General features: G+C 66.3%; 25 protein-coding genes. 17 read left to right on the top strand and 8 right to left on the bottom strand.

Annotated features, from left to right (window positions below; genetic code table 11):
- Positions 1-169: 169 nt before the first annotated feature.
- Positions 170-2,242, bottom strand: a complete 2,073-nt coding sequence (locus BMX17_RS11835; RefSeq protein WP_139203499.1) for a hypothetical protein — start codon at positions 2,240-2,242, stop codon at positions 170-172.
- A 167-nt stretch (positions 2,243-2,409) separates the two neighbouring features.
- Here BMX17_RS11835 and glyA point away from each other — a divergent pair, with 167 nt between their 5' ends.
- From glyA to BMX17_RS11795, 8 genes are all read left to right on the top strand, one after another.
- Positions 2,410-3,657 (top strand): serine hydroxymethyltransferase, encoded by a 1,248-nt coding sequence (gene glyA / locus BMX17_RS11830; protein WP_092660266.1) that lies wholly within the window; start codon positions 2,410-2,412, stop codon positions 3,655-3,657.
- Positions 3,658-3,711: 54 nt separating this feature from the next.
- Positions 3,712-4,896, top strand: coding sequence for a hypothetical protein (locus BMX17_RS11825; RefSeq protein ID WP_092660264.1), 1,185 nt, complete (start codon positions 3,712-3,714; stop codon positions 4,894-4,896).
- A gap of 124 nt (positions 4,897-5,020) precedes the next feature.
- On the top strand, positions 5,021-5,983 hold the full coding sequence (locus tag BMX17_RS11820; protein WP_092660262.1) for a hypothetical protein: 963 nt from the start codon (positions 5,021-5,023) through the stop codon (positions 5,981-5,983).
- Positions 5,984-6,069: 86 nt separating this feature from the next.
- A complete protein-coding gene (locus BMX17_RS11815) occupies positions 6,070-6,963 on the top strand; it encodes a bifunctional methylenetetrahydrofolate dehydrogenase/methenyltetrahydrofolate cyclohydrolase (protein WP_092660260.1) in 894 nt (297 codons plus the stop codon).
- A gap of 6 nt (positions 6,964-6,969) precedes the next feature.
- Positions 6,970-7,476: an NUDIX hydrolase gene (locus BMX17_RS11810; RefSeq protein WP_092660258.1), complete on the top strand. Its 507-nt coding sequence runs from the start codon at positions 6,970-6,972 to the stop codon at positions 7,474-7,476.
- 111 nt (positions 7,477-7,587) lie between these two features.
- Complete coding sequence (locus tag BMX17_RS11805; protein ID WP_092660552.1) at positions 7,588-8,052, top strand: pyridoxamine 5'-phosphate oxidase family protein; 465 nt, start codon at positions 7,588-7,590, stop codon at positions 8,050-8,052.
- Positions 8,052-8,321: a DUF7322 domain-containing protein gene (locus BMX17_RS11800; protein WP_092660256.1), complete on the top strand. Its 270-nt coding sequence runs from the start codon at positions 8,052-8,054 to the stop codon at positions 8,319-8,321. The genes BMX17_RS11805 and BMX17_RS11800 overlap by 1 nt, the downstream gene beginning before the upstream one ends.
- A gap of 129 nt (positions 8,322-8,450) precedes the next feature.
- Positions 8,451-9,656, top strand: a complete 1,206-nt coding sequence (locus tag BMX17_RS11795) for an inorganic phosphate transporter (RefSeq protein ID WP_092660254.1) — start codon at positions 8,451-8,453, stop codon at positions 9,654-9,656.
- On the opposite strand, the gene BMX17_RS11790 is transcribed toward BMX17_RS11795, so the two are convergent.
- Positions 9,653-10,081 carry a universal stress protein gene (locus tag BMX17_RS11790; RefSeq protein ID WP_092660252.1) on the bottom strand — a complete coding sequence of 143 codons (429 nt, stop codon included), beginning with the start codon at positions 10,079-10,081 and terminating at the stop codon, positions 9,653-9,655. The two genes, BMX17_RS11795 and BMX17_RS11790, sit on opposite strands and share 4 nt — an antisense overlap.
- Before the next feature lie 113 nt (positions 10,082-10,194).
- Between BMX17_RS11790 and BMX17_RS26665 the strand changes: the two genes are divergently transcribed.
- Positions 10,195-11,184 carry a J domain-containing protein gene (locus BMX17_RS26665; protein WP_092660250.1) on the top strand — a complete coding sequence of 330 codons (990 nt, stop codon included), beginning with the start codon at positions 10,195-10,197 and terminating at the stop codon, positions 11,182-11,184.
- On the opposite strand, the gene BMX17_RS11780 is transcribed toward BMX17_RS26665, so the two are convergent.
- Entirely contained in the window at positions 11,181-11,381 is a 201-nt protein-coding gene (locus BMX17_RS11780) for a hypothetical protein (protein WP_092660248.1), read from the bottom strand. The two genes, BMX17_RS26665 and BMX17_RS11780, sit on opposite strands and share 4 nt — an antisense overlap.
- A gap of 129 nt (positions 11,382-11,510) precedes the next feature.
- Here BMX17_RS11780 and BMX17_RS11775 point away from each other — a divergent pair, with 129 nt between their 5' ends.
- From BMX17_RS11775 to BMX17_RS11760, 4 genes are all read left to right on the top strand, one after another.
- Entirely contained in the window at positions 11,511-12,398 is an 888-nt protein-coding gene (locus BMX17_RS11775) for an alpha/beta hydrolase (protein WP_092660246.1), read from the top strand.
- Between the two features lie 57 nt (positions 12,399-12,455).
- Positions 12,456-12,788 (top strand): DUF3784 domain-containing protein, encoded by a 333-nt coding sequence (locus BMX17_RS11770; protein WP_092660244.1) that lies wholly within the window; start codon positions 12,456-12,458, stop codon positions 12,786-12,788.
- Positions 12,789-12,837: 49 nt separating this feature from the next.
- A complete protein-coding gene (gene hisD, locus BMX17_RS11765; protein ID WP_092660242.1) occupies positions 12,838-14,109 on the top strand; it encodes a histidinol dehydrogenase in 1,272 nt (423 codons plus the stop codon).
- Between the two features lie 139 nt (positions 14,110-14,248).
- On the top strand, positions 14,249-14,608 hold the full coding sequence (locus tag BMX17_RS11760; RefSeq protein ID WP_092660240.1) for a HesB/IscA family protein: 360 nt from the start codon (positions 14,249-14,251) through the stop codon (positions 14,606-14,608).
- Here BMX17_RS11760 and BMX17_RS11755 read toward each other — a convergent pair.
- Positions 14,605-14,805 (bottom strand): dodecin, encoded by a 201-nt coding sequence (locus tag BMX17_RS11755; RefSeq protein ID WP_092660238.1) that lies wholly within the window; start codon positions 14,803-14,805, stop codon positions 14,605-14,607. The genes BMX17_RS11760 and BMX17_RS11755 overlap by 4 nt on opposite strands.
- A gap of 97 nt (positions 14,806-14,902) precedes the next feature.
- Positions 14,903-15,622, bottom strand: a complete 720-nt coding sequence (locus BMX17_RS11750) for a DUF7117 family protein (RefSeq protein WP_092660236.1) — start codon at positions 15,620-15,622, stop codon at positions 14,903-14,905.
- Positions 15,623-15,725: 103 nt separating this feature from the next.
- Between BMX17_RS11750 and BMX17_RS26090 the strand changes: the two genes are divergently transcribed.
- Positions 15,726-15,872, top strand: coding sequence for a hypothetical protein (locus BMX17_RS26090; RefSeq protein ID WP_170845400.1), 147 nt, complete (start codon positions 15,726-15,728; stop codon positions 15,870-15,872).
- Positions 15,873-16,149: 277 nt separating this feature from the next.
- Here the strand turns inward: BMX17_RS26090 and BMX17_RS11745 are convergent, their stop codons facing one another.
- On the bottom strand, positions 16,150-16,428 hold the full coding sequence (locus BMX17_RS11745; protein WP_092660234.1) for an amphi-Trp domain-containing protein: 279 nt from the start codon (positions 16,426-16,428) through the stop codon (positions 16,150-16,152).
- 221 nt (positions 16,429-16,649) lie between these two features.
- On the opposite strand from BMX17_RS11745, the gene BMX17_RS11740 reads away from it, so the two are divergent.
- A complete protein-coding gene (locus BMX17_RS11740) occupies positions 16,650-16,925 on the top strand; it encodes a PadR family transcriptional regulator (protein ID WP_092660232.1) in 276 nt (91 codons plus the stop codon).
- A gap of 69 nt (positions 16,926-16,994) precedes the next feature.
- On the opposite strand, the gene BMX17_RS11735 is transcribed toward BMX17_RS11740, so the two are convergent.
- On the bottom strand, positions 16,995-18,218 hold the full coding sequence (locus BMX17_RS11735) for an AI-2E family transporter (RefSeq protein WP_092660230.1): 1,224 nt from the start codon (positions 18,216-18,218) through the stop codon (positions 16,995-16,997).
- A gap of 94 nt (positions 18,219-18,312) precedes the next feature.
- On the opposite strand from BMX17_RS11735, the gene BMX17_RS11730 reads away from it, so the two are divergent.
- Positions 18,313-19,581, top strand: a complete 1,269-nt coding sequence (locus tag BMX17_RS11730) for an MgtC/SapB family protein (protein WP_092660227.1) — start codon at positions 18,313-18,315, stop codon at positions 19,579-19,581.
- Between the two features lie 74 nt (positions 19,582-19,655).
- Positions 19,656-20,960, top strand: a complete 1,305-nt coding sequence (locus BMX17_RS11725; protein WP_092660225.1) for an aminotransferase class III-fold pyridoxal phosphate-dependent enzyme — start codon at positions 19,656-19,658, stop codon at positions 20,958-20,960.
- A gap of 6 nt (positions 20,961-20,966) precedes the next feature.
- On the opposite strand, the gene BMX17_RS11720 is transcribed toward BMX17_RS11725, so the two are convergent.
- The coding region (locus BMX17_RS11720; RefSeq protein WP_170845351.1) for a transposase at positions 20,967-21,276 on the bottom strand (310 nt) is incomplete at its 5' end.

The following is a 21,276-nucleotide window of genomic DNA, read 5'->3' as shown; positions in this document are numbered from 1 at the left end:
TTACTCGACTAACAATTATACATCTGGGCTTCGAGCGGCCTAATTATATGTCTTTGGCTCGAATATCAAAAGTGAATATCGAGCTACCAGTTGGCCAGCAAAACCGCCGGGGGGCCCGCCGGTCAGGCGATGCAACTGACAGCCGGGACCTCTTCGTCAGTGAAAACAGTCAGTCACCGGCGGCGAGTTCCGCGGCGAGGTCGTCCGACCAGTGGAACTCGTTGTCGTAGATGATGGGTAGTGGCCGCTCCGAGAGCACGTCGATCAGTTCGCTTCGGTCGAGGACGGTTTCCGTCGACATACCGTGGTACGCCGATTCCTCCGCGAACGCCGGCTGGAAGCAGTCGCCGATCCGGCGGCCGGTCAGCCCCTCACAGGACAGGTGGAACGTCCCGTCTTCACGTTCGAGAAAACCCACGACCGGGCTGTCCGGCGTCGGCGCGAGTGTGTAGGTGCCGTCACCGACGACGGCGTAGTCTTTGCCCATCATGATGCGCCGGCGCGACAACTGCATCGCCGGTTCGAGCCCGAAGCCGTGGACCAGCAGGCGTGCGAACGCGGTGCCGACCTTCGCGGCCTGTCGATCCAGGACCTTCGTCAGCGTGACCGCGCCGCCGACACTGCCGCGCTCGATCAACTCCAGTCCCTCGTGGTAGGACCCACAGGCGTTGAGGAAGAACGTTCGCGTCTCACAGCTGTCGAGCGACGACGCGGTGAACCGCCCGTCCGGACACTCCAGTCCGTCGGCGTCGCAGTGGCCGATGTAGTGGACGAAGTCGTTGGGCGAGGCGAACACCTCGGCCAGCTCGGTGCTGGTGAGGTGTTCCTGGATGTCGACCGACAGCGGCAGGTCCGCAGCGCGTGCCTCGTAGATGTCCGCGACCGCCGCGTGTTCGTCGTACATCTCCTCGTCGTTGAGGACGACCGTCACCGACAGCGGCGTCCCCCGCCGGTCCTGATAGCGCCGTCGGTTCTCGTAGGCCCGGGGCGAGGTCTTGAACGCGTCGATGGGTGCGCCACCGGCCAGCCAGGCGTGGATGCGCCCGGCCCGGAGCTCCGGGTCCACCCGGTCGACGGAGGCCACCGAGCGCCGACTGGCGTGACTGCCCGACCGATAGAAGTCGTCGAGCGTCCGTTCGAGCAGTTCCGTTCCCCGCAACTCCGACGATTCGGGCAGGTAGATCAAACTGAGCGCGTCCAGCAGGTACGGGAGCGACCCGACGTTGTCCAGTTCCGGCGCGGCGTACGTCGAGAAGTGCCACTCGGGCAGAAACTCCTCGAAGTCCGGTTCCGTGACACAGAAGTACCGCGCCAACCGCTCGGCGGGCGTCAGGCTCCGTACCGTCGCAGGATCGAGGTCGAACCGATCCAGCAAGGCGTCGCGACAGGCCGGTGACTCGCCGTCCAGATCCCGGACGAGCGTATCGTAGAAAAACACCTGTCTGAGCAGGCGGGCGACGCCGTGCTGGAAGGTCGGGAGTTCCCGGAACCGGCACTCCACGTCCGCGCTCGGGGCGACCAGTTTCGGCGTCGACTCGGGCCCGACGGTCACTGTCGCACCCAGATAGTACGCCAGCGGTGCACCGACGAACAGGTACTCTAGGCTCTCGGGTACCTGGAGTTCGATCCCCGTCTCGGGCGTCGACGCTTCGACGGCGTCGGGAATCGACCGCTCGTCGCCCACCTCGACGACGGGCGGGTGATCTCGCATCGACGGGTGCGATCGGGCCGGTCCGGTCGTCCGTAGCGCCGCCGACAGGTGACTGATCGCGTCCGCGACGCCGGCCGGTGTCGGCGGAACGGTGATCGTCGCCGGGTCCTCGCAGTGTTCCCTGAACCCGAGCGTCACTGGCCGTTCCTCCCCGAGACTGACCACGATCTGGTCCCCCACGCGGCGGACGAACGCGGGACCGTCGAACCGGCAGTACAGTTCCATCTCCGGCTCGCGATGCGCGTCGGGCCCGGCGGACGCACCGACTGCCAGTCGACAGTCGAGCAGGAACTCACCCCTGTCGAGCGCGACCGGTTCGGCCAGTCCGTACCGCCGCCCGGACGCGTCGGTCAGCGTCGCCGTCTCCACGGGGACACGCAGTTCGGAGAGACTCCCTGTCACACGGTCCTCGACCGGTCGCACGAGCTCCGGTCCGGACTCGCGATCCTCCCAATCGACGGTCCGAACCGTCGCCTCTCCGCCGCCCCCGATGGCTCTAACCCCCCCATTGGCCGCCACCCAGGCCATCATGCTACACTCACTCGCACGGACTACTCACTCATTATTTTTCGGACGGGGTATGTCCGGGTTATTAAATGGCCCACGATTAACGGCGGTTCTTTACAGGGCGTCTATCGGTGGTCAAAAGCCCGGCCCGGAAAGGTAGATTATTGACGGGCCGGGACCGAGCCACGAGCATGAACTACGAGCACGTCCGGGAAGTGGACCCGGCAATCGCGGACGCTCTGGAAGGCGAAGTGCAGCGACAGAACGACACGCTGGCGATGATCGCCAGCGAGAACCACGTCAGCGAGGCCGTGCTGGAAGCCCAGGGGAGCGCGCTCACGAACAAGTACGCCGAGGGCTACCCGGGCGAACGCTACTACGCGGGCTGTGAGTACGCCGACGAGGTCGAGGAACTCGCTATCGAGCGCGCCAAGGAGCTGTGGGGCGCGGAACACGTCAACGTCCAGCCCCACTCGGGCACGCAGGCCAACCAGGGCGTCTACTACGCCATGCTCGAACCCGGCGACAAGATCCTCTCGCTGGATCTCAACCACGGCGGCCACCTCTCTCATGGCCACCCCGCGAACTTCACCGGCCAGCTCTACGAGGTCGAACAGTACGAGGTCGACGCCGACACCGGCTACATCGACTACGACGACCTCCGGGACCACGCCGAGGAGTTCGACCCCGACATCATCGTCTCGGGCTACTCCGCGTACCCGCGCGAGGTCGACTTCGAGGCCATCCAGGCGGCGGCCGACGCCGTGGACGCCTATCACCTCGCCGACATCGCGCACATCACCGGGCTCGTCGCCGCCGGCGTCCACGCGAACCCGGTCGGCACCGCCGACTTCGTCACGGGTTCGACCCACAAGACGATCCGCGCCGGTCGCGGTGGCATCATCATGTGTGACGAGGAGTACGCCGACGACATCGACCCCGCCGTCTTCCCCGGCGGGCAGGGCGGCCCCCTGATGCACAACATCGCTGGCAAGGCCGTCGGGTTCAAGGAAGCCCTCGAACCCGAGTTCGAGGCGTACGCCGAACAGACCATCCAGAACGCGAAGGCGCTTGGCGACCAGCTTCAGGAACGCGGTCTCTCACTGGTTTCGGGCGGCACCGACAACCACCTCGTCCTCGTGGACCTTCGGGAGTCCCACCCCGACACGACCGGGAAGGACGCCGAGGAAGCCCTCGAAGACGTGGGCGTCGTCCTCAACGCGAACACGGTGCCGGGCGAGACACGCTCGGCGTTCAACCCCTCGGGCATCCGCGCGGGCACGCCCGGCCTGACCACCCGCGGCTTCGACGAGGGTGCCTGTCGCGAGGTCGCCGACATCATCGCCGACGTGATCGACGACTACGACGACGAGGACGTGAAAGCCGAGGCCGCCGAACGCGTTCAGAACCTGACCGACGCGCACCCGCTGTACGAGTAGGTCGGCCCGCGCCTGCGCGCTGCTTTTTTGTTGACCGAGCTAACAGTTCGACGTATGTCCCTCCAGGAGACCGCCGCAGGGCGGGTGCCTCGGTCCGACCGCGCCCGAATCGCCACATACGGCTCGCTGTTCGTGCTCTTGCTCGTCGCGACGGTCCTCGACGTGGTGGTCCCGACCACCGTCCGGCGCGTGGAGGCAGTTGTCACCACGTCGCCCGCGCCGCTGTTGTTCGGGAACGTCGTCCTCGAACCGCGGCTGGTTGGTGCGCTGGCTTATGCCATGCTCGCCCTCGCGGCCGTCGCGGCCGGCTACCTGCTCTCGGCACGGCTCAGGGCGGCCTGGCACCGGCTCCAGTGGGATCAGCGGGTCACTGCCGGCGCGCTCGCCGTGCTGGTGACGTACGTGGCTGCCTACGCGCTCCTCGGAGCCACCGAACTGGCCGTGTTTCCGGAAGACCTGCTGATAACGGTCCTCTCTGGCGGCGTGAGCGCCGTGATCCTGGGGATCGGCTACGCGCGACTCCGCGGGATCGACCCGGGGCTCGACCTCCCGGATCGTGACGCGGCTCCCGCGGTCGGCGCGGTGATCGCGGTCGCCGGTGCGGTGGCGGCGCTGCCGTACCTCGTTCTCGCCGCGACCGGCGAGCTAGCCACCTTGGGGTTCTGGATGGGTGGCTCGTTCGGGTTCGGGCCCTCCTATTCCGTCGGCTGGTTCCTCCAGTCCGTCCTGCTCTCGGCGGTGGTGCTCGGCGTCGGCTCGGCGTTCCTGTACAACGGGGCCGTCCAGACGGGGCTGGAGCGACTCGCCGGGCCGGCCGGCGCGATCGCCGGTGTGACGGCGGCGTTCGGGGTCCTGATCTGGTCGTCGGTGCGGACGATCCCCTCGGGTCTGGTCGTGGTCGCCGGTGTCGTCACCGCGGTCGTGGCGTTCGGCGTCCTGGCGGCCGCGCTGGCGGCAACCGTCGCTCCGCGCCTCGTCGCCGCGGTGGACCTCCCGGAGATGGCCGTCGCCGTCCTCGTCGGCGTCGGCGTCGCACAACTCGCCTTGCTGATCCCAGTCGTTGGCGGCAGCGTCCCGGGCGTTACGACGGTCGCCTCGACCGCGAGCTACGCCGTCGTCGCGGCGGCCGCCGCGGTCGGGTACGATCGAACCCGGTCGGTCTGGGTGCCCGCGCTCGCGTTCGCGACGTATCTCGTGGCCGTCGATCTGGTCCGCGTCCTGACGGTCACGCTGCTCTAACTGCTGGTTTCCCGAACCAGTCACGTTAGCCACTGTTCCGTCGCCGATCGGCCGATCCCGTCGGCTGACGAACTCTCCGAACCGTGACTCGGATTTATGTAGGAAGGGTGAATAGTCAGTTGCGATGACTGCTGACGCGATCGCACGGATCGCCGACTCCCAGTTGGACGGCGACACCGTCGAGTTTGGCCTGTTGTACCTGCTGTTGGTCGCGGTGGCGGTGTTCGAGACCGTCGCTGTCGAGTGGCTGTACGATCCCGTCGCGGCAGCGATCTCGATCGCGCCGGCCGGTGAAGTGGTTGCCGGATCGATACTCGGCGTCACCGGTCTCGTCGCCGCTCCGCTCCTGTTCGTCCGACTGTACGGTGTCGCGATTCCCACTGGACTGCCGGATCGGGGGGCCGTCACTGTTGCTATCATGGCCGTCGTGGCTCCCCTGGCGATCCTCGCGGCGATGGCGGGGGTGGCGCACGTCCTCCTGCAGTCGACGATCAGCGGCGTGACCCAGGGCTGGTACGGCAGCGAGGTGAGTTTCGCCTTCCTGTTCCAGATGGAGATCCTGCCGGCGTTGCTCATCGGAATCGGGTACGGGCTCCTGTTCAACGGCGCGGTGCAAGGCGCGATCCGCGAGCGGTTCGACGCCCGCACTGCCGTCGTCGTCGCGACTGTGATCGCCGGTGGCTACCAGTGGTTCGATCCGGGCCTGCACCTGCGACCGTTCGCCCTCCTCCACTTCCTGGTCCTCACCGGATTGATCGTGCTGCTGGGGGACGCCGCAGGGTTGCTCGTCCGGATGCGGGACGCTAACGACACCGTTCGTGAACAACTCACCGAACCGCGAACAGTGGTGTTCGTTCTCGCGGGCGTCATCGTCGCGTCCATCCTCGTCAACGTCGGTATGGGTGCGACCGCGCTCACTGAACTGCTGTCCAGCCTCGCCTGGATCGCCGTATTCGCGGTCGCGGCGATCGGCTACGAACGGACCCGGTCGATCTGGGTGCCCATGCTCTCGGTCGCGGTGTTCCAGATTGCGATCGGACTCACCCAGTACGCGGAGTTCCTCTACGGGTTCGCGTCGGCCCCCTGACCAGTGGGCCACCGCTTACGTGCGCCTGCCGAACCCACCGCACGGCATTCGAGGGTTTGATTACTCGCCGTGGCTCCCGTTCAGGCATGACCGAGATCATCGACGGGAACGCCGTCGCACAGGAAGTTCGCGACGGACTGGGCGACGCCATCGACACACTCGCCGACGACGGAACCACCCCGACGCTCGCGACGGTCCTGATGAGCGACGACCCCGCCAGCGAGACCTACGTCTCGATGAAACAGGACGACTGCGAGGAGGTCGGCATCGAGGCCCGCGACGTGGAGATAGACCCCGACGCGCCCGCCGAGGAACTGTTCGACACCATCGACGAATTGAACGCCGATCCGGACGTGAACGGCATCCTCGTCCAGATGCCGGTGCCGGACCACGTCGACGACCGCGAAGTCCTGCGGCGAATCGACCCCCTCAAGGACGTGGACGGCTTCCACCCCGAGAACGTCGGCCGCCTCGTCGCCGGGAACGCACGCTACAAGCCCTGTACGCCCCACGGGATCCAGAAGTTGCTTGCCGACGCCGGCGTCGAGACCGAGGGGGCCGACGCGGTGGTCGTCGGGCGCTCGGACATCGTCGGCAAGCCGATGGCGAACCTCCTCCTCCAGAAGGCCGAGGGCGGCAACGCGACCGTCACCGTGTGTCACTCTCGGACGGAGGACCTGGCGGCACGGACTCGCGCGGCCGATATCGTGATCGCGGCGGCGGGCGTCCCCGAGATGATCGACGGCGAGATGCTCGGCGAGGGCGCGACGGTGATCGACGTGGGGATCAACCGCGTGGACGCCGATACCGAGAAGGGCTACGAACTGGTCGGGGACGTGGAGTACGAGAGCGCGAAAGAGGTCGCGGGCGCGATCACGCCCGTGCCCGGCGGCGTGGGGCCGATGACCCGCGCGATGTTGCTCTGGAACACGGTCAAGGCCGCGAGCCTCCAGACCGAGACCGACGTCCGACTGCCCTGAGAGCGCATGACAGCGCCCTCGCCCCGTTTCGCCGAACTGGCGGCCCGCGACGGCGTCCTCGAACGTCGGAAAGTCGAGAGCGTCGACGCCGACCGCTTCGCCGCGCTGGAGCCGAAGGTCGGCCCGATGACCTGGGCCGTCGGCGCGGTCGTCACCGACGACGCGGGTCGTGTCTTGCTGGTCCGGGAAGACGGAGAGTGGCTCGCCCCCGGCGGGGAAGTCGAACCCGGCGAAACCCACGAGGAAGCGCTGGTCCGGGAAGTACGGGAGGAGACCGGCGTCGAGATCGGTGTCGGGGGCCTCGTCGCCGTCACGAACGTCGCCTTCGAGTGTGGCGACGACCGGCTCGCCTTCGATTTCGCCCACTACACCGCCATCCCGACGACGACCGCCCTCGCGGTCGATCCCGGTCTGGATGGGGAGGGCATCGAGACCGTCGAGTGGGTCGAGGCGGTACCGGAGAATACGGTCGATCGCGAGGTCGTTCGGCGGGCCCGTGGTCAGCGGGACTGAGCCCCGCCGCCGAGAAGTGTCCGCGACGGCGATTGTCCGGCGTCCCGATCGGTCCGTGAGCCGAGAGACGGCGAGCGATTGATACCCGTTCGGGACCTCGTGTGCTGTATGATGACAATCGGCGAACTCGAGGCGTACGGGCTCGAACGGTTGAGCGACGACGAGATCGACGCCTTTCTCGCCAGCCAGCGCATGGGGGTGCTGGGACTGCCAACCGGGAACGGGCCGTATATGCTCCCGTTCTCCTATGGCTTCGACGGCGCGTCGCGGCTGTACTTCACGTACGTCCACGGCAGTGAGAGTCGGAAGACGCGACTGAGCGAGCGGAGCGACCACGCGAGTTTCCTCGTCTACAGCGCGGAATCACCGTACAACTGGCAGAGCGTGTCTGTGACCGGCCGACTGGAGGCCGTTCCCGAGACGGAGTGGGAGGACATCGACGACGGACTGGCCGACACGTGGCGGCCGAAGCTGGTCGAAGCAGCCGCGGCGGACGTGGACGTGGCGATCTACGCGCTCGTCGTCGAGGAGCGAAGCGGCGTCAAACATACCGGACTGCCGCCGGGATTCGATTGATGTTCGATCCCCTGTCGGTGATCGAGGAGGAGTCCCCCGCGGAGCCGTCGACGGATCTGGGGGACTCGATGCAACGCGCCGACGCGGCGACGTTTTGGGCGTTTCTCGCTGCTGCACTACTCGCACAGGCCGGGCTGTTCGCGGTGAGTATCGGACTCATGTTCGGTGGGTTTCGCGGGCGGTGGATGCTCGGTGGCCCGCTCGTCGGTGGGGGACTCGTGGCGCTTGCGCTCACCGTCGGTATCGTCCGGTGGCACCGGCGGCGGTGAGTTCCCCACGAAGGTTTTGACCCCTCCGGACGAACTGTCTCCGAATGCACGAGGGTACACACCGTCCGTTCCGCGCCGCAGATCCCGTCCACCCGGCCAGTCCCGCCCGCAACGGAGGTCGATGAGCCGGTGGTCGAACTCGTGTTCTGGGGCCTGGTCGCGTTCGCGACGCTGACGGGGTTAGTCACGGCCTGGACGCTCGGAGCCAACAGCAACTCCCCACCGTTCGCTCCTGCCATCGGTGCCAACGCCATCTCGACGATGCGAGCGGCCTTCCTCATCGGTATCCTCGCGTTCTTCGGTGCGCTCGTGCAGGGCGGCAGCATCTCCGAGACGGTCGGCGCGGGCCTGATCGACGGCGTGGCCATCACCTCGCTCGCGGCGACCGCGGGCCTGCTGACCGCGACCGCGTTCATGGCCTTCGGGATCTACTCGGGCTATCCCGTACCGGCCGCCTTCGCGACGACGGGCGCGATGGTCGGCGTCGGCCTCTCGCTCGGCGGTTCGCCCGCGTACGGCACCTACCAGCGGATCGCCGTTTTCTGGGCGCTCGTGCCGCCCGTCTCCGGTGGCCTGGCCTACCTCACCGCCACGATCCTGCGTCGCGACGATATCCCCGAGACCATCGGCGTCCCGCTGCTGGCGGCGCTGGTCGGCGCGATCGTCGCGCACGTCCAGTTGAGCGTCATCCCGTCCCCGACCGGCCAGCCACAGGGCTCCATCGCCGGGTACGCCGGCGGGATGGTCGCCCGGACCGGCGTGCCCGGCGGGGAACTCGCCGCGACCACCGCCGCGACCCTGTTGCTCGCGGCCCTGAGTTTCCAGTTCATCCGGCGGGCGACAAAGCAGTCGGTGGACCGTGGAGTGAAAGTGTTCCTCGTCGCGCTGGGCAGTCTCGTGGCCTTCTCCAGCGGGGGGAGTCAGGTCGGACTGGCGACCGGGCCCCTGGAAAACCTCTATCAGGCCGAACTCGGACTGCCGGGGATCGCGTTGCTCGCGGTCGGTGCGGTCGGCATCCTCGGCGGGGCGTGGATGGGTGCGCCGCGGCTCCTGCAGGCGACCTCCAGGGAGTACGCGCAACTCGGCGTCCGGCGCTCCATCGCCGCGCTGGTGCCTGGGTTCGTCATCGCCCAGCTGGCCATCGCGCTGGGCATCCCCATCTCCTTTAACAACATCATCATCTCGGGTGTGATCGGCGGTGGCCTCGCGGGCGGCTCGGCGGGGGTTTCGCGGCGCAAGATCGGTGTGACGCTGACGTTCTGGGTTCTGACGCTGGTCACGTCCGTCGGTGTCGGATTCGGACTCTACCGGGTGCTGGCCGTCCCGCTCGGCTAGCGCACGACGGTGACCGTGACGGGGGCTTCACCGACCACGACCGTCGCGACGGTCCCGAGCAGACGGCTGGCGAGGTCGCTTTTCGCCCCGCCGTGGCCGCCCATGACGACGTGATCCACGTCGTGGTCGTCGACGTACTGCAGGATCGTCTCCGCGGGGTCGCCCGTCTCGACGACGGTGTCGAGATCGCGGTTGACTTCTTCGGCGCGGCGGTGTGCCCGCTCGATCAGGTTCTCGGCGCGGTCGCGGGCCGCGTCCTCGCGAGACTCGTCGGTGTCGAGGATACCGCCCTCGCTCATCCCTTCGTCCAGCGGCGTCACCACGTTCAATACTGTCACTCGGCAGTCGAAGGTGTCCAGTGCGTGCGCGAGCGCGTCGTCGGCCAGCGGCGATCCGTCGAGCGGCACCAGCACGTGAGAGGCCATAGTGGCCGTAGTCGTCCCGGGCACAAGTAGTCCGGCGGTGAATCGCGACTCCAGGCGGACCTGGGTGAAATTTAACCTTCCGGGGAACGAAGCAGTCACAATCAGGCACCCGCATGGCAGAGACGTTCTACAGCGTCCTCGGTGTCGAATCCGACGCCGACGCCGAGGCGATACGGGACGCCTACCGGGCCCAGGTCAAAGAGACCCACCCGGACGTGAGTGACGACGCCGACGCCGCCGACAGTTTCAAGCGACTCACCGCCGCCCGTGACGTGCTGGTCGACGAGGCGTCCCGCAGCCGGTACGACCGCGTCGGCCACACCGCGTACGTCCGCGACCACCTCGATAGCTCCGCCTGGTCGGTGGAGGACACGGGTTCAACCGCCCACTCGGCCGGTTCGGGGTCGTCGAACACCGCGAACCAGCGCGGGACGGACGAGGACGAGAACGCCGAGAACTACCAGCGCTACCGGTCCAGCCACGCCGAAGCCAGTTCGAGCGGGCGCGACAGGACTCGTCGCACGGGCCGAACCGGGCGACGGGAGCGGACCGACCGAACCACAGGAACCGACCGAACCACCGGGACCGACACCGGGGCCACGAATACTGGTGGGACCAGCACCAGCGACGCCGACGCCGGTGGAACCGATGCCGGTGGCAGCGAGGCCACCGGGAGCACCACTAGCGGAAGCGACACCGACGAGTACGGCACGTGGTCGACCGACGCGGGCCAGGACTGGGCGTTCTCCGGTTCGTCGTCGGCCTCGACGGCGACCGGCGGACACAGCGCGGACCCGCGCGACCGGGCGCGGGCCGACGGCTGGCAGGCGGCTCACGCGTCGACGAACGCCTACACCCCCTCGGGGTACGAACCGTCAGCGACGGCGGCCAGCGACGTGGGTGTCGGGTCACTGCGTGACGTGCTCCGGCAGGTGGGTCCCTGGCTGGCCTTTCACTTCGTGTTCCTGATCAGTGCGTTCGTCACGATCTGGCTGATCATGTCCTGGATCCCGTCGATCCCGATGCTGTTCGTCTCGCTGTTGTTGCTCGGAGCGACGGTCTTTTTCTCGATCCTCCACATGGTCTCGCAGGTGTACTCCTAGTCGGCTTCCATACCCTCGGCGATCCGCTTTGCCTCCACGACGCTAACTTCACCGCTCTCGGTCCAGTCGAGTTCGTTGTAGATCGTGCAGTTACGACACTGGTCCGAGAACACGTCCGTCTCCGTCGTGACGTTGCGGCTCTCACACACCTGACAGTGCCAGACTTTCGTCGCCCCCCAGACGAACTCCGAGCTCATACACACCTCGTGGACCGCTACGGGCAAAACTCCCCGGCAGACACGCGTCTGACGCCTCCTTCGTATAAAGACGCGGACGTATAGTGCATAATTTATTTAGTATATTGGGTAATTTAACCGGGTGGCACTATGGGACGTGGGGACGATTCAGACCGAATCACGAGACGGACGTATCTGCGCACGGTGGGCACAGGGGCGGCCGCGGTGGTCGGCCTGGGAACGGCTTCGTCGGGGACTGCGGCGGCGTTCGATGAGTCCTACGCGGGGCGAGTGACGACCCGTGGGCACTTCATCGCGCAGTTGTTCCTCGGCGTGGACTACACTGCGGGTCACGACCGGACGGATTACGACACCAGCGCCACGATTCCGGGGCTCACCGACGACGCCTCGCCGTCGGAACTGGTCGTGTTCGTCCACCGGTACGACAAGGGACTCACGGGCACACTCGAATCGCTCCGGGGATTCAACGACGCGCTCCGGTCGGCGGGGTACGACGAGGCGCTGATCGGGTTCGACTGGGACGCGGACGATGGTCGCTGGGGCCAGACCGTCGAGATCGCGGACCTGAACGCCGACAAACTCGGCACGTTCGTCCGTGACTACCAAGACGAACGCCCGGACACCGACGTTCGGCTGGTCGCACACGGCGGCGGGGCGAAAACCGTCGCGGAGTGTCTGGAGTTCTTCATGGACCGTGGGTACGACACGACCGTCACATCCGTCGACTTCCTCGGCGGGGCCATCGACAACGATTCCGTGGCGACCGACGGGCAGTACGGGCAGGCCATCGCCGACCACTGCGACACCTGCCGCAACTACTACAAGACCGACGACGAGTTCCTCGGCTGGACGTACGCCTGGAAGGAGTGGGACAAGGCCGTCGGCGACACCGGCGCGGAGGGGGAGACGCCGGACAACTACGAGGAGTTCGACGTGACCGACGACGTGTCCGACCACGACAGCTTCCCGCTGCCCGACGACGGGTGTGTGTCGACCGTGGTCGACAACTGGTCTTGAGGCCCAGAACCTTCCGTTCGAGAAATGCTTTTGGGCCGCCGCGGACTACCGTCGAGTATGCTCGGACTGCCCTCCATCGCGGTCGAGTACTTCGGTGTGGCCGCGCTCTTGCTGGTACTGGGCTATCTCATCAGGTTTCGGGAATGGACGTTCCTGCTCGCCGGGTACGACGAGACCTCGCCGGTCCCCTCGGCCGTGGCGGCGAACGTCGCCGGCAACACGGTCCTCCGGATCGGGGTCGCGGCACTGGTCGTCGGTGGTGCCTATGCCGTCACGAATCCGCCAGCCTCCCTGTCTGGGCTGTTCGCCGCCGTCGTCGTCCTCGACGTGGCTCGGCTGATCTACCGGCTGAATACGTACAGCCCCGACGACGCTGACTCGGCCGCCTGACCGGCCAGAAATTCGACAACCGTTTTTCCCTGGGTCGACGAGTAGTGGTATGAACGTCCGGGAGATTTCGGAGTTGCGCCCCGACGAGCGGGCGGCGATCTTCGACCGCGACGCCGGTGTCGAGGACGTCCGCGAGGACGTGCGCGAGATCGTCGACCGCGTCAGCGAGGAGGGTGACGTGGCGATCCGGGAGTACAGCGAGGAGTTCGACGACGTGTCGGTGGGCAACCTCGACGTGACCGACGCCGCCGAGCGCGCCGTCGACGAGATCGACGACGACGTGCGCGAGGCCATCGAGACCGCCGCCGAAAACGTCCGCGCGTTCCACGAGCGACAGGTCCCCGCGGACTGGCGCGAGGACTTTGAGGGCCGGGACCTCGGCCGTCGGTTCACTGCCGTCGAGCGCGCCGGGGTCTACGTTCCCGGCGGCACCGCGGCGTACCCCTCCAGCGCGCTGATGGGCGTCATCCCCGCGAAAGTCGCCGGCGTGGACCACGTCGCCGTCGCGACGCCACCGGCGGAGGAACTCAACCCCGTCACGCTCGCGGCCATCGGGATCGCCGGCGCGGACGCAGTCTATCAGGTCGGCGGCGCACAGGGAATCGCGGCACTGGCCTACGGCACCGAGACCGTCGACCGCGTGCAGACGGTCGTTGGACCGGGCAATCGGTGGGTGACGGCCGCCAAAGCGGAAGTGCGGGGCGACGTGGAGATCGACTTCCTCGCGGGCCCGAGCGAGGTTGCCGTGCTGGCCGACGGGACGGCCGACCCCGACCTCGTCGCCGCCGACCTCGTGGCGCAGGCCGAACACGACACCCACGCCTCCGTCGTCGCGGTCACGGACGACCCGGCGCTGGCCGAGGCGGTCGCCGAGGCCATCGAGGGCCAAGTTCCGGGTCGCCAGCGCGAGGAGACGATCCGTGGCGCGCTCGACAACGACGCGAGCGGCGTGTTCCTCGCGCGGTCGATGAGCGAAGCCGTCCTGTTCGTCGAGGAGTACGCGGCCGAACACCTGGCCATCGTCGCCGACGAGGACGAGGCCCTGCTCGACCGCATCGACAGCGCCGGGAGCGTCTTCCTGGGTCCGCACTCGCCTGTCGCGGCCGGTGACTACGCCAGCGGCCCCAACCACGTGCTCCCGACAGGTGGCGGCGCGCGCCGATACGGCGGGCTCTCGGTCGATACCTTCCTGCGCTCGACGACCGTCCAGCGATTGGACGAGACCGCGCTCGGCGACCTCTCCGAGACGATCACGACACTGGCGGAGGCCGAGGGACTGGAGGCTCACGCCGAGAGCGTCCGGAAACGGTTCGAGGAGTGAGGAGCGGTCGGCCGAGACCTCCCGGGTGGCCGTATCCGTCTGGCGGCGTATTCTGAGCCGGCGGTGTCACCGAGTGTCCCCCGAGAGCACACCGACTCCCGGCAACAGGATTAACACCGTTCGCCGAATACGTTCGCCCATGAGCCGAACGTCTGCGGCCACCGGGACGGAGATCGAGGTCACCGAGATCGCCGCCGAGGAGGCGATTCGACTACTGGAGAGTGAAGACATGGACACGGACGTGGCCGGGCTGCGGCTGTTCGTCCAGCAGGGCGGCTGTGCCGGGCTCTCCTACGGAATGCGGTTCGACTACGAACCCGAAGCCGAGGACACGGTCTTCGAACACCACGGCCTGCGCGTGTTCGTCGACGAGGCCAGCATGAACTACATCGAGGGTAGCGTCCTGGACTTCGAGGACGGACTGCAGGGCGAGGGGTTCCACGTCGAGAACCCCAACGTCGTCTCCGAGTGTGGCTGTGGCGAGAGCTTCCGGACCTAGTCGGCCAGCTCGAAGGCCACCTCCACTTCCGCCTGGTACTCGCGATCTTCCGCGGCGGCGATCTCGACGCCCATCTCCTCGACTTCGACCCAGTAGACGTTGTCGAGGGTGTTCTCCGCACGGTCGACCGCGTCGTCGACCGCCTTGTCGAAACTCTCCGGACTCGTACCGATCAGCGTGATTTTCTTGAAAACCATAGTAATCGCTCTCAGCGACGCACGTCTCTTCGTCGCTTGCCGTGTTAAAACTTAGCACGCGGGTCACGTTCGTCGGGGAGCGGCCGCCCGGTGTCGATCAGGCGTCGGGATCGAGATTGTCGAGGTGGTGACGCGCCTGTGCGAGTGCGCTCTCGTCGTCTTCGTCGAGGTAGTGACCGACGGCCTGTGCGGCTCCGATCAGGGCCTCGCTATCTGCCAGCGACACGTCGCCGTCGAGCGCGTCGACGCGTTTGCGGTGTTCGCGCAGCGAACCCAGGACATCGCGAGCCAGTTCGTCCGGGTCGTCTTCGAGGTAGGTGCGCAACTCGTCGTGATAGTCGGCGACGGCGCTGGCGTAGGCCAGTCCCCGCGCCGCACGCATCGACTCGGGGACGGTCGACGGGCCGGGACGTTCGCCCTGGTCGGCCCCGCGCAGGAGTTCCAGCACGTAGTACTCCTCGTCGTCGGCGATGCGCATACTCCGATCCAGTTCGAGCGCGGTGTGGGCGAGTTCGAGCGCGGCGAGGTAGGTGTCGTCCAGCGGGCGGAGGTCGCCGGCCTCGATGAACCCCTGCTGGCGGACGTACTCGCGACACCGTTCGGCGGCGTCGGCCGTCACCTCCGACAGTGGGGCGTCGTCGATGCGGTCACGCACGTCGGTCAGGTCGAGCGACACGGCGCTCGCGGTGTGTTCCTTCCGGTCGTCGACCCCGACGCTCCGGAGGCTTCCGCACTGTGGGCACTCCACACTGCCGGTGTCGTAGTACGACCAGCGCGTGCCACAGGACTGACACTCCCGGTCCCCGCGTATCTTCATGCCTTCCCCTTTCGGTGCCAGCCTGAAAACTGGCGCGCTCGCCACCCATTTTCCCCACTCGTGAGTGTGAAAATACTTGACGCTCCCGTCCCTCACGACGTATATGCGCGACGAAGAGGAAATCCGCGAGCAGTACGAGTTCCTGCAGGAACAACTCGACGACGAGAACATGAACCATCAGGGCGTCAGGCAGATGTTCACGTACTACAAGCGGGCGCTCGGGTGGGTGCTCGAAGAGGAGTATATCTGATCGGTCACTGTTTCGGGCCGAGAGTCGACGGGTGACTAGGACTCACTCCCAGAAGTTGAAAAGTAACAGCAAACTCCCGGACGGCGAATAGAATTGGCGTGGCCGGTACATTTAAGTAATTATGGCTATTGCGTTCAGGTGACGCTTCGCTTGGAGGGCCGAAGCGTCAGCGGGGACCAATTCAGGGCGGCAAGCAACCACGCGGGGTCTTTTCACCTCCGCGTGGTTTGCTTTCCATTCGACGTGAACCAAAAACCAAACAGCCGTGAGAGTACCGTTACTTGATGTTGAGCGACCCGTCGGAGTCGCTGGTGTCTTCGTCCCACTCGAGTTCGAGTTCGATACTCAGTTCCCCGGGCGCGTCGCTCGGACCCTCGCGCTCGGCTTTGACCTCGAACTCGACGTTCGCGGGCGGTTCCATCGTGACGGACTGATCGCCTGCTTCGAGGGTGATCGGGCCGCCGTCGTCTAGCTTGTCGGCGACCGTCCGCAGGTAGGTCGCGACGTCTTCGCGGTGTTGGACACGTTCGGTCTCGAACAGCACTTTTTCGGGCATACATTTCCGGTACGACGCCAGGAAAGATAAACGTGGCAGTCGACGGGAGGCAGTCGTGTTCTGACGATTCGATGAGGGATTGACCAGCGATAGGTTCCTCACTATCTCCCCGATGTGATACGACGGAATCCGTACGAAACCGACTCGTTGATGCCCGCGGACGTATCGAGGTTCGATATATTTATGATATTCCGACAGTAATGCAGAAGTAGACATTACCGATGTACGACCTGACAGGATTCCAGCGTGACCTGCTGTACGTCATCGCCGGCCGGGATGAGCCACACGGGTTAGCGATCAAGGAAGAACTCGAAGAGTACTACGAGAAAGAGATTCATCACGGTCGCCTCTACCCGAACCTCGACACGCTCGTCGACAAGGGCCTCGTCGAGAAGGGACAGCGCGACAGGCGGACGAACTTCTACAGTCTGACTCGGCGCGGTCGGCGGGAGATCGACGCTCGGCGCGAGTGGGAAGAACAGTACGTCGACCTCTGAGGCGATCGGCGTGGTGGCGGGTCACGGTGCTGTCTGCGGTCGGTCGGGCTCTCGTTCTCGTAGCCGGCGTTACCGTCTTTCGCCGGTGTCGTCGTCCTCGGCAGCGGGGCGGCGCTCCGGCGAGTCGTTCGACGGGGACTCGGCATCGTCGTCGTGGCCGCCGTCGGCGACGTTGGGTTCCGGCTCGTCCGGCGGTGGCGTCGTTTCGGTCTGTGTCAGGTACGTCGGATCGACGGCGACGGGACGGATCGTCGTGCCGGAGAGCAGTTCCGGGAGGACGATCCGCGCGAAGTGAAAGACCAGTACGAGGATGATCGGGCCGAGGAAGATACCGGGCCAGCTAAACAGCAGGGGGCCGAGGATGTACGCGAACATGACCAGCCCGATGTGGAGGTTCCGGCCAGAGACGTACGGCCGGAGGATGAAATCGGGCAACAGGTCGACGATGACGATAGTTACGCCGGCCACGAGCGCGACGTAGCCGAAGCCACCGTCCTGTACGTACGCCGTGTACCCGAGATACCCCAGCATCGGGACGTAGATGATCTTCATGCCAACGACGGGGATGAGACTCGCGACGCCGGTCAGGACGCCCAGCAGTGCCGGATAGGGGATCTGTAGCCCCGGTGGTGCCATCAGGTTGAGCAGGTTGAACGAGATCGCACCGATCGCACCGGTGAGGATCGCGTTGAGGATGTTGCCGAAGAAGATGCTCGCGAAGTCCTGGTCGACCGCTCTGGCGTACGTTTCGAGGACGCCACGCTCGTCGCCGAACTGGAGGAACCACCGGGACAGGCGACTGCCGTCCTTGAGCATATAGTACGCGAGCGCGAACATCACGAACAGGTGGAGCAGGCCGGTGCCGATGAAGCCGATGTAGTCGAGTGCGGCGAAAAGCGTACTCCGTGCGGTTTCGACGCTCGCCTGATCGACCAGCGTCGCCGGGTTCTCGACGATTCCCGAAACGTTAGCGTAGGGTTCGATCAGTCCCATCACCGGGCCGAGCTGGTCCCCGTTGAGCTTCGAGACCTCCTGGAGGGCGATGGCGATGGTGTACGCGAGCAGTGCGATGGCAGGGAGTGCGAAGACGGCCAGCGAGAGGCCCGCAGCGACACTGCGGCGATGGATACGTCGCCGGATTCGCTTGTAGGCCGGCCGTGTCGCGTAGTAGATGAAAATGGCGAACACGAAGGTGCCGATGAACGCGTGGACGACGAAGGCGACGGTCAGCCCGAACACGGCCGCGAGCCCCCACCAGAACGCTCGCGCCCGGTCGACGTCGAGATCGACCATACCCACCGTTTTTCAGCTTACCTAATAAGAACCCCGAAGGGTACGGGTGCCGACCGCCGTGGTACTTAACCGAATCAAGGGTGTAGTCCGATGAGTGAGTCCCGTCCTGCAGACGATCCCTGCGCCGCTGGACGCGGAGGTGACTCGGCTCGTGCTGGCCGCGGCCCTGGGGATGTTCCTCGGGCTCGAGCGGGAGTGGGCACAGAAGACGGCCGGTATCCGGACGTTCGCGCTCATCAGTCTGCTCGGTGCGGTCTTCACGGTCGTCGGGCTGGAACTGCTGCTGGTCGTCGGGGCCGTACTGGTTGTCGTCCAGGGGATCGTTCTCGCAGTCGAGGGCCTGCTGACGGCGGAACGGGGGCTCTCGCTGACGACCTCGGTCTCGATGCTCGTCGCGTACGGCGTCGGGGTGCTGGTCGCCGAGGGGTACGTCGTCGAGGGCGTCACGGTGGCCGTGGTGTCGTCGCTGTTGCTGGTCCTCAAGCGGGAACTCCACAGCTTCGCGTGGGGGCTGTCCCGCCAGGAGTTGCGGTCGGCGACGGAGTTCGCCATCCTCGCGTTCGTGGTTTACCCGCTCTTGCCGGCGGGCGCGCGAAGCTTCACGGTCGCCGGCCTCACCGTGTCGCTGGAACCGCGCGTCGTCTGGCTGATGGTCGTCACCGTGGCGGGAATCGGCATCGTCAACTACGCGATCGTCCAGACCTACGGCGGGCGTGGGATCGCAGTGACGGGCTTTTTCGGCGGGCTGGCCTCCTCGACGGCCGTGGTCGGCACGATGCTCGATCACGTCCGTCAGCACGACCGGGCGACCTCCTACGCGGTGGCCGCCGTCTTGCTGGCCGACGCGGCGATGGCGTTGCGGAATCTCGTCATCGCGCTCGTCTTCACGATCCAATCGGGCATCCTGCTCGGTGCGGTCGTCCCGCTGGGAGCCGTGATCTTCGGGAGCGTCGCGGTCGCCGCCTACTCCGCCGACTGGCGCGAGTCGGTCGACATCGACCTCCAGAGCCCGTTCTCTCTCCGCCGGGCGCTCGGATTCGGTGTGGTCTTCCTGCTGATCGTGCTGGCCGGAAGCGCCGCCCGCCAGCTGTTCGGCACCGCCGGGTTCTACGTGACGGCGGCCATCTCGGGGTTCGTCTCCAGCGCGGGCGCGACGACCTCGGCCGTCCTGCTGTATCGCGGTGGCTCGCTCACCGGCCCCGAAGCGGTGTTCGCCATCCTGCTCGCGACCGCCGCGAGCATCCTCGTCAAGGCGGGCCTGACGGTCGCCAGTCCGAACCGGCAGTTCGCGTACCGGGTCACCGCCTGGAGCCTCGCGCTCATGGTCGGGGCGACTACCGTCACGGTTGTGACGACGGCCTGACGCTCGTGGGACGGCTCAAACGTATTCCTGAAGCTGGACGAACTACTTATCGGATCGGCGACCGAATTGTTAACATGGACCGGGACACCGTCGAGCCGCAGGTCGACGAGATACCTGGCGAACGCGCGCGAGCACAGGTCGCCTACCACCACGAGACCGCCGCGCCGAGCACGTACGTCTACGAGTTCGTCTGGGACCACACCGCGCCGGCCACGGGCCCGTTCTGTACGGACGTGGACGGGAACGTCCTCATGGACTTCACCGCCCACGTCGGCGCGGCCCCGCTGGGCTACGACAACCCGATCCTGCGGGAGCGCCTCGACGAGTTCGACCTCACCGATCCCACGAAGATCGCCGGCCAGGACTTCTATGCGGCTAGCGGTCCGCCGGGCGATGCGCCGATCCCCGGCCCGGCGGACCTGATGGACCGTCTCGTCGACGTGTCCGATCACTACGGGCTCGACACCGTGTTCCTCTCGAACAGCGGTGCGGAAGCCGTCGAAAACGCCATCAAGATCAGCTACGACCACACCGCCGGGAAGTACGCGATCACCTTCGAGGGGGCCTTCCACGGCCGGACGCTCGGCACGCTCTCGCTCAACCGCTCGAAGGAGGTGTACCGCCGTCGCTTCCCCGAGATTTCGACCGTCCACGACGTGCCCTTCTGCACCGACCGCACCTGCGATCCCGATAGCTGTGGCTGTGGCTTCTTCGTCGAGGACGGGTCGCGGCTCCGGCGGATGCTCGGGCCGGGCGGGTTCGTGAACCCCGATGAGGTGGCCTACGTCGTCGTCGAACCGATACAGGGCGAGGGTGGCTATCGGTTCCCCAGCGACGCCTTCGTCGACGAACTGGCGGCGGTCGTCGACGAACACGACCTCCTGCTGGTGGCCGACGAGATCCAGTCGGGGATGGGCCGGACGGGGGAGTTCTGGGCGGTCGACCACTACCCGTTCGACCCCGACGTGATCGCGGCGGCAAAGGGTCTCCGGGTGGGTGCGACCATCGCCAGTGAGGACGTGTTCCCCGCCGAAACGAGTCGACTCTCTTCGACCTGGGGCGCTGGTGACCTGCTTTCCTGCGCGCAGGGAGCGATTACGATGGACGTGATTCACGAGCAGGACCTGATGGAAAACGCGCGCGAGCGTGGCCGACAGTTTCGGGCGACCTTCGCGGGCGGCCCTGGCGTGACTGACGTGCGCGGCAAGGGGCTGATGCTGGCCGTCGAATTCGACACGAAGATGCGTCGCGACGACGTGATGGACGCGGCCTTCGCCCGCGGCCTGCTCACGCTCGGGTGTGGCCGGAAGACACTCAGAGTCCTTCCACCGCTGGACGTGACCGAGCGGGAGATCGATCTCGGCGCGAGCCTGCTATAGTAGACACTAGAAGTAATTGCTCACTTTAGGAACAGAGAGTTTGTCGAGAGCGGTGTCGATCGCTGTTGTTAGCTCGTCGAGCGAGTCAAAGAAACGGTTGCTAAGAGCCTTTTGCAGCTGTCTCCAGCATTCTTCGACCGGATTCAACTCCGGTGAATACGAGGGTAGCGTCACGAAGGCGAGGTCGTCACGGGCCGCTAGGTCCGTGACGGCCGACGCCTGGAAATACGGTGCTCCATCAAGCACCACAATCAAATCATCTTCGAACTCTTCACATACAGCTAAAATGAAATGTTTTGCGTGGTCGGCGGTGACG

Origin of the sequence: Halorientalis persicus, assembly GCF_900110215.1 — an archaeon.
Lineage (GTDB): Archaea > Halobacteriota > Halobacteria > Halobacteriales > Haloarculaceae > Halorientalis > Halorientalis persica.
This window is presented reverse-complemented; position numbering and strand designations above follow the sequence as displayed.